We start from the raw sequence: 8,565 nt of genomic DNA, 5'->3' as shown, positions 1-8,565 counted from the left end.
CTCAGAATGGCTGCAATTGGTCACAACAGCCTTATTTAAGTATTTGTACTTATTGCAAAAGTGACACGCTCCCGAGGGAATAGGCGATCGCGCATTGGAGGCAGAGTCTGGAAGGTTATTGATAACAAATAACAAATAACCAATAACAACTGCTAACAGTCAACAGTCAACTGCCAACTGCCAACTGCCAACAGAAGTCTTTTATTCTACCGTCACCGACTTCGCCAAATTGCGAGGCTGATCCACATCCAAACCCCGACGCGCCGCAATGTGATAAGCCAACAATTGCAGCGGAATCACTGTCACAATCGGCGATAACAATTCATCCACCAAAGGCACCGGCAAAACGTGGTCAAAAATGTCGGCTTCCGCCATACCTTGCTTCGGCGTAACGCCAATTAAACGGGCGTCGCGCGCTTTCGCTTCTTGAGCGTTGGAAAGCACTTTTTCGTAGACGCTTCCTGGCATGGCGATCGCCACTACAGGCACTTTCGCATCCAAAAGGGCGATCGGGCCGTGTTTCATCTCTCCCGCCGGATATCCTTCGGCGTGAATGTAGCTAATTTCCTTCAGTTTTAGCGCCCCTTCCAAAGCAATCGGAAAGTTAATTCCCCGCCCCAAAAAGATAAAATCTTGGGTGTCTGTAAACTGGTGGGACAATTCCTCCACATACTGTTCTTGAATCTCCAAAAACTTCTCAATTTCTGCAGGCAACTGGCGCAAACCAGCAATAATTTCTGCCAATCTATCCGTGCTGATTGTTTGCCGCTGGTGCGCCAAATCCAAAGCTAAGAAATAGAATGCCATCAACTGAGTGACAAAAGTTTTAGTGGCAGCAACGCCGACTTCTATACCAGCATGGGTGTTGATTACCTGCGGCATCATGTGGGCGATCGAACTTTCGGTTCTGTTAGTAATGCCTAACATTCTCGCCCGAAATTTATCGGTAAAACCTGCGCGGCGCTGCTGTTCCATCCCCAAAGCAGCCAGTGTGTCCGCCGTTTCTCCCGACTGTGTTACCCCAATAGTTAGAGTATTTGCTGTCAGCGGTGCCGGTGCGTAGCGGTACTCAGAAGCGTACTGCACCGCAGTGGGAATATTAGCTAATTGTTCCAACAAATATTTGCCAATTAGCGAGGCGTGCCAGCTCGTTCCGCAGGCGAGAATCGAAATTTGTTCGACATCGGCGCAAAGTTCCTTGGGCAAGTTGAGATTGATGGGAGAGCGCGGATTTCCCGGCTGCCAATCGCTGTCTAAATAAGCCTCCAAACAAGCTCGGACTACGGCGGGCTGTTCGTAAATCTCCTTGTGCATGAAGTGTTTGAAGCCTTGCTTTTCGACTAAAACCGGACTCCAACCAAGGATGCGCGGGCTTTTTTTCAGCCTTTCTCCTGCAAAGCTGTAAACTTCGACTCCCATCGGAGTTAGTCTTGCCAATTCACCATTTTCCAAGGACAAAACAGTGCGGGTGTGAGAGACTAAGGCCGGCGTGTCGGAAGCGCAGAAAAATTCGCCAGCACCAAAGCCAATCACCAAAGGAGCTTGCTGTCTGGCGACAATTATTTCGTCGGGAAAATCGGCGCAAATAACGGCGATCGCAAAGGCTCCTTCTAACCGATTTACCACCTTTGCAACGACTTCTAAAAACGACAAATCAGCAATTTTTTCTGGCTTTTTCTCTTTTCTTTCTTCCTTCTCCCTTTTTACTTCTGCAAATAACTCAGCTATTAAGTGAGGAATCACTTCTGTATCGGTATCGGAGACAAATTTATGTCCCTTTGCTTTCAATTCTTTCCGCAAATCGCGATAATTTTCGACAATTCCATTTTGAACTACCGCAATTCGCCCGCTATTATCCAGGTGAGGGTGAGCGTTATATTCCTCTGGTTTGCCGTGAGTTGCCCAGCGGGTGTGTCCGATGCCAATGGGAGCGGGAGATTCTATCTCTGCTAGCTTTTCCCGGAGGTTGTGCAATTTGCCCTTGGCTCGGATGCAGGTAATTTCTCCTTCCGAGATGGTAGCGAGGCCCGCTGAATCGTAGCCCCGGTATTCTAGTTTCTCCAATCCTGCTAGCAAAATCTCGCTTGCTGCTTGCGTGCCGATATAGCCAACGATTCCGCACATTTAACGTACTACTCCTGCTTAGCGATCGCAATAAAACTCACGTTTTATCATTTTTACCTTCTTCCGGCCCCAGAATGCAGATTCCGCGACAAAAAAGAGGGGGCGATTAAATTGCCCCCTCTCTTGTGCCTGTAATTCGATCGGCGTGTCGATCGATATTTAGTAGGCTAGACCCATACTGCGAGTGGTTTCTGCTCCCAGGTAAACCCGGATGCTCAGAAAATCGGTGGGGCAAGCAGTTTCGCACCGCTTGCAGCCTACACAGTCTTCGGTGCGGGGAGATGAGGCAATCTGAGCTGCTTTGCAGCCATCCCAGGGCACCATCTCCAAAACGTCAGTCGGACAAGCGCGGACGCATTGAGTGCAGCCGATGCAAGTATCGTAAATTTTGACTGAATGAGACATTGAATAAAGGCTCCCAACGAGTCACTAAAAATTTCCTTGCTCTGCGAATTAACAGATTTGACGGTGAGGTGCCACCGCTATAGCCTGCACAGAGAATTAAAGGTTAGTCTACCGCAGTGCTTGGAAGCACTTCGCGAAAAAGCGACAAAACTTCACAGTTATTCACGCTGGGAGTCTTATAGAACCCATTTGGGATTTATTCATTTGCCAACCGTTTGAGCATGAGCCTGATGAAATACAAATTGAGTTTCGCAGTGGCATTGGCGAGAGTCTGCTCAAAGTTCTTGACCAAACTCTTACAGCCTGACATCCCAGCGTTTGACCGTTTAATCACGAGCGCGAGTTGCCACCACGACAAATCCAGTTTTCCCCTCTAATGGCACTTTTTCGGCTTTGGTTAGTTTCCGTGCCAGTTTAAACCGGATCTGGGTCATAATCTGCGGATAAAGTTTTTACATTCTCTGCGATGGTCCTATCCAGGTGATACCTATTGCCCTTGCAGAATGGTAATCTTCGGAAGATTGACGGGCCAGAGTGTGAAAATAATCGAGGTTGTGACTCAAAATACAGCAGATTCCACGCAAATAGAGTACACCTTAATCCCAAACACTTACCAAAATGGTTGACAAACCCTTGCAACCGTACTCCATAAACCTGGAAATTGCTGTATCAACCCACCCACATTCATCGGACACTCTGGCTTTTGTATAATGGATAGAAAACGGCAAGCTGACTGGTATCAACACCTAGATGTTGTTTGATGCCATTGGTGTATTTGAAATGGCAAAAGCCTTGAGACTCGACACTGGCAAATTGCACGTATTTTTCACCGCTACACGGAGTTATTAGAAGAATTCTAGCCGTTTGTTAATCAACTTTACGCTGTGAGCTAATGAAGGGAGTTCGGGGAGCCAAGAAGAAACCCACGAGACTAGCGAAGAGAATCGGTGTAAAAGTGCTAAATCCTGTCAACTTGGCGAGTAGCAGAGTTGTACTAATTGGAGTTCGAGTAACTGTTGAATTCAGAGCAGCCATTACACAAATCATTGCTAAAGTCTCGTTGGAGGCGGGATTAATGATAGCGATTGCCTTTCCTAAACAGGCTCCTATAAAAAACAGCGGGATGATAATCCCTCCCCGCCAGCCTCCATTTACGGTCGTACTAATGGCAAACACTTTAGCAATAACTAAAGTTAAGATAACTCCCAAAGAAAAGTTGCCCTCAACAATTTTTTCAATTTGATGTTCACCAAAGAAACGAGTGAGCGGAAATAAAGCTGATAACACACCAAGTGCTAGCCCGGCTAAAGTAGTTCGCACATAGATTGGACTGGGTATCGAATCAAACAAGCGACCAACACTGCGAAATACAGCGATAAAAAGCCACCCCACGATCGCACCTACGATTCCATAAGCAATCGCGGCGCCAAAGTCATAAAGGCTGTCCACATTGTATTGAGGAAAATGCCAGGTTGGACCAATTCCTAGCTGGGTAATTGCTACAAAGATGGTGTAACTTGCACAACTTGCCACGACTGCAGGCAATATTGCTTCAAAATACTCCACAACATTCTGATGATGCAGGATTTCTAAAGCAAAAAAAGTACCACCCAAAGGAGCGCCGAACAAAACTGTAAAACCAGATGCCATGCCAGCAATACTCAAAGTTCGTAGTGCCTCTCCACGCAATTGAAAGCGATCGGCTAACCACGTACCAATGGAACCTGTTACTTGCACCATTGGTGCTTCTGGACCAGCACTGCCTCCACTTGCAATACTGATTAGCGACGACAGAATCATCGCAGGATTCTCGTTCATTGGTAACCGCCCACCATTGAGATGAATATTGTCAATAATCAACCCTATTTCGCCAGGATTTCCCAGCCAATGAATGAGCAAACCGATGAGCAAACCCGCAAGGGGCATAATAATTAGTAGAGAAACTCCACTAAAATATTCAAATCCCAGCATTATGTAAGACAAAAATATCCAATAAGTGGCAGCAAACAAACCACAAATTATTCCTAGCATTGCCCATAGCAATACCGGACGTGTGAGATTTACTGGGTTTCGGTTCATTGGTGATTCCTTGTCAATAGCGAGGCAGTTAGGAAGTCTTAAAAACTATTTTGTGTAATTGTATACAACTTCTGTTTCTGTTGTCTGCATATTAACCTACCAACCACCACACTTGCTTTGGAGTGTAGATCGGGGCTATCGAATGCGAAGAGAGCAATCGCAGTCTAACAAGGGCTGGCAACGGAACTGGGGCATAGGTTATCAGCGGTGAAGCCACCATGCAACGCCGTCCGCTGAAGCCCTCGCCCTTAGACCGCTTCATCTCTTGGTGGTGTCAATAGCTTAAAGAAACCATTTGGGATCTCTGATGACGAGCTAAGATCAGAAATAAATAACATTGTCGAGCAACTTAACCGACAAAGAGTGATAACTCCGCAGCGCCTTTGCTGCCCCACAAGAAGAGTAGACCACCTCTAGGGCCAAAACGACAAATTGTGGACGGTATCTTCGATCAACTCAAGAATGTACGATCGCGATCGAGCATCCCGCTAGCAATCGGGTATAATTCCGAGCTAACGGGGTTGGATATTAGAAAGAACCAAAGCCCTTACTACAAAACTGGATTGGATATTAGAAAGGACTAAATTCTTTACTACAAAGCGGCGCAAATCGATCGACTAAAAGCCTAATTTTTCTAACACGGGCTTAGTTGAAACAATATGTCGATCGAGTCCTAGTTTTTTCGGCTCCACACCCAAAGCTAAAGCCACCAATTGCGACAAATGCAACACGGGCAAACCCAACTTGCGCCCGATTACTTTTTCCACCTCCGGCTGTCGCGAATCCAAATTCAAGTGACACAGAGGACAAGGCGTCACCATACAATCCGCACCATTGTCAATAGCATCTTGAATATGTTTGCCTGCCATCCCAAAAGATTGGTCGGTGGCATAACTCGCCAACGGCCAGCCGCAGCACTGCGTCCGCCCTCGATAGTAAACCGGAGTTGCCCCGATCGCCCGAAATACATTTTCCATCGATTCCGGTTGGTGCGGGTCATCGTAAAGCAGCTTATCCTGAGCTCGCAGCAGGTAGCACCCGTAAAAAGACGCGCACTTCAAACCCGAAAGCTTGCGGGTGACTCGCTTCTGTACCTCCTCAATACCGTAATCTGCCACGATCGCCCACAACAGATGTTTCACCTCGGTACTGCCTTGATAAGGCGAACAGCCTTGCTTTTTGAGTAAACCGTTGACTTTTTCTATGTAGTTGGGATCGGTTTTCTGAGATTCCTTGAGGCGATCGTCCACATGACCGATGACCCCTTGACAAGTGCTGCAATGCGTCAGCAAAGGTAGATTCAGTTCCTCAGCCAACGCAATATTGCGAGCGTTGACAGTATCTTCGAGCAACTGCGAATCTTCCTTGAAAGTACCAGAACCGCAGCAGGAAGCTTTCTTTAGTTCCACCAGTTCAATCCCCAACGCTTGAGTTAGCGCCATTGTAGACAAGTAAAGTTCGCGGGCCGCCCCTTGGGCAACGCAACCGGGAAAGTAAGCATATCTGAGAGTTTGGGATGGCATAGTCGTTTCTGCTGGGGACACAAGGTTCGGGAAAAGAAACTTGAGCGATCGAAGGCGGGAGGCTTCCTGCTTAGTTTTCCCTCTTTATAATTAACCTATCACCGCCTAGCTAGGAGTCAATTGTCAGCTTTTCTCAAGCATTTTAAGTTGATGACTGACGCACCATTGACCAAAAATCCGGTTCATCAACGTGATCAGGTGGCTAAACGAGATGACTGATTTTGGGCTATTGGGTTTTTTTGCCTTAGTCTTATAGTTGCTGCGATCGTCGGTGTGCCAATTGTCGCTGGCCCGTGTCACTTAGAAAAGCGGCCAGCGTTTCTCCTGCAGATCCCCCTTTCGGATAAGATTAGATACGCAGCAACCAATGAGGACACGATGTTATGAGCCAAGACGACATTTTTGCTAGAGTCAAGAAAATTGTGGCAGAGCAACTGGAAGTCGATCCGAGCGAAGTCAAGCCAGAAGCCAACTTTGCTAACGATTTAGGAGCAGATTCCTTAGATACTGTAGAGCTGGTCATGGCCTTGGAAGAAGAGTTTGATATTGAAATTCCCGACGAAGCAGCCGAAGGAATTACTACGGTTCAAGCTTCTGTAGATTTCATCAGCAGCCAACTTGCAGCTCCAAAAGCATAAAATACCTGTCTTTTCCCCTAAGAGGAGAGAAGTTAGAAAACTGGAAACTCCTCTTTTGTTCTGCGTTCTGGGTGTTTAATTTTTTGAAACTGAAATCATGACAAATTTAGAGCGTAAGCGCGTTGTTATCACGGGTCTCGGCGCGATTACACCGATCGGCAATACCTTGTCCGAATATTGGGACGGGTTGCTTGCCGGGAAGAATGGTATAGGCCCGATCACCTTATTCGACCCGTCGCGGCACGACTGCCGCTTTGCCGCAGAGGTGAAGGGTTTCGACCCACACGACTATTTAGAGCGCAAGGAAGCAAAGCGGATGGATCGCTTTGCTCAATTTGGGGTGTCAGCGAGTAAACAAGCTGTTGCTGATGCGAAGTTTGAGATTAACGACCTGAACGCAGAACAGGTGGGTGTCATTCTTGGCACTGGCATTGGTGGCCTGAAGGTTTTGGAAGACCAGCAAGAGATCTATCTGACTCGCGGCCCCGATCGATGCAGCCCGTTTATGATTCCCATGATGATTGCGAATATGGCCGCAGGTCTGACGGCGATTCAAACGGGTGCTAAGGGACCAAACTCTTGCACGGTGACGGCCTGCGCTGCTGGGTCAAATGCGGTGGGTGACGCGTTTCGCCTAGTTCAGGGGGGTTACGCGCAAGCCATGATTTGCGGCGGTACCGAAGCTGCAGTGACACCTTTGTGCGTAGCCGGTTTTGCTGCGGCGAGGGCGCTTTCGACTCGCAACGATGACCCGACTCATGCTTGCCGTCCGTTCGATCGCGATCGTGATGGTTTTGTCGTCGGCGAAGGTGCTGGCATTCTGATTCTAGAAGAAATGGAACACGCTCTGGCGCGTGGCGCGAAGATTTACGCAGAAATCGTCGGCTACGGTTTAACTTGCGATGCGTACCACATGACTTCTCCGGTACCGGGGGGAGAAGGTGCGTCGCGGGCGATGGCTTTAGCGCTCAAGGATGGGGGTTTGACGCCGGATCAAGTGAGCTATATCAACGCTCACGGCACGAGTACGCTTCCCAACGATTCTACTGAAACAAAAGCGATTAAGCGGACTTTGGGAGACCACGCTTACAAAGTAGCTATTAGTTCTACCAAGTCGATGACCGGCCACCTTTTGGGCGGTTCTGGGGGAATTGAGGCGGTGGCAACGGTAATGTCGATCGCCAATGACAAAATCCCGCCGACAATTAATCTGGAAAATCCCGATCCTGAGTGCGATTTGGACTATGTTCCTCATACAAGCCGCGATCTAAAAGTTGATGTGGCGCTGTCGAATTCTTTTGGATTTGGAGGCCACAACGTGACACTGGCATTCAAGAAGTTTGTTCAGTAACAGGCAATTTGAAAGTCGAGAGTTAAAAAGGTGAAAAATTAGTTTTTCACCTTTTAATTTTAGATTGAGCCATCGGCTATTAACTAAATCAACTTTATTCAACCTAAAATGCGATCGTGCGTTAGAGCCCCGCAGCACTTTAATGGCTGCGGGGCTCTGGGTATTTTGTTTTTTGATTTGTCGTTGCTACTATCATGTCCGGGCGATCGCTTGACCCAAAATGCTTACTTGTCATGAGTCAAGGGCAACGAAGTAAGCGCGTTGCCTAAAAGGCTAGATTCTTCAGTTCCTTCACGAATCAGAATGACAACTACTCAAGCGGACTTGATATCACTTAGTTTGTTAACAAAAGGAGAGCTCTAAAAATATTTTCCCCAAACAAAAAGCGCCCCTATTACTAGGAGCGCTCTTTGTAATCTCAGACTAAAACTTAGCCATTGATAGA

The 8,565-nt window shown here is 47.5% G+C and carries 6 protein-coding genes; 2 read left to right on the top strand and 4 right to left on the bottom strand.

Features of this window, described 5'->3' with window-relative positions; genetic code table 11:
- Positions 1-201: 201 nt before the first annotated feature.
- The 4 genes from glmS to QUA33_RS26800 form a co-directional block, all read right to left on the bottom strand.
- Positions 202-2,124, bottom strand: coding sequence for a glutamine--fructose-6-phosphate transaminase (isomerizing) (glmS, locus tag QUA33_RS26815; protein ID WP_333096261.1), 1,923 nt, complete (start codon positions 2,122-2,124; stop codon positions 202-204).
- 159 nt (positions 2,125-2,283) lie between these two features.
- Positions 2,284-2,529 carry a photosystem I iron-sulfur center protein PsaC gene (gene psaC, locus QUA33_RS26810; protein ID WP_015175986.1) on the bottom strand — a complete coding sequence of 82 codons (246 nt, stop codon included), beginning with the start codon at positions 2,527-2,529 and terminating at the stop codon, positions 2,284-2,286.
- A gap of 867 nt (positions 2,530-3,396) precedes the next feature.
- Positions 3,397-4,539, bottom strand: coding sequence for a chloride channel protein (locus QUA33_RS26805; RefSeq protein WP_333152642.1), 1,143 nt, complete (start codon positions 4,537-4,539; stop codon positions 3,397-3,399).
- A 686-nt stretch (positions 4,540-5,225) separates the two neighbouring features.
- Positions 5,226-6,131 carry a CoB--CoM heterodisulfide reductase iron-sulfur subunit B family protein gene (locus QUA33_RS26800; protein WP_333152639.1) on the bottom strand — a complete coding sequence of 302 codons (906 nt, stop codon included), beginning with the start codon at positions 6,129-6,131 and terminating at the stop codon, positions 5,226-5,228.
- A gap of 383 nt (positions 6,132-6,514) precedes the next feature.
- Here QUA33_RS26800 and acpP point away from each other — a divergent pair, with 383 nt between their 5' ends.
- Both acpP and fabF read left to right on the top strand, forming a co-directional pair.
- Positions 6,515-6,769 (top strand): acyl carrier protein, encoded by a 255-nt coding sequence (gene acpP, locus QUA33_RS26795; protein ID WP_333071912.1) that lies wholly within the window; start codon positions 6,515-6,517, stop codon positions 6,767-6,769.
- Positions 6,770-6,866: 97 nt separating this feature from the next.
- Positions 6,867-8,120: a beta-ketoacyl-ACP synthase II gene (gene fabF, locus QUA33_RS26790; protein WP_333152637.1), complete on the top strand. Its 1,254-nt coding sequence runs from the start codon at positions 6,867-6,869 to the stop codon at positions 8,118-8,120.
- Positions 8,121-8,565: the final 445 nt, after the last annotated feature.

Source organism: Microcoleus sp. Pol14D4, assembly GCF_036701245.1.
In the GTDB taxonomy this organism is placed as follows: Bacteria; Cyanobacteriota; Cyanobacteriia; order Cyanobacteriales; family Microcoleaceae; genus Microcoleus.
The sequence above is the reverse complement of the archived record's forward strand: the minus strand, read 5'-3'. Positions and strand labels throughout refer to the sequence as shown.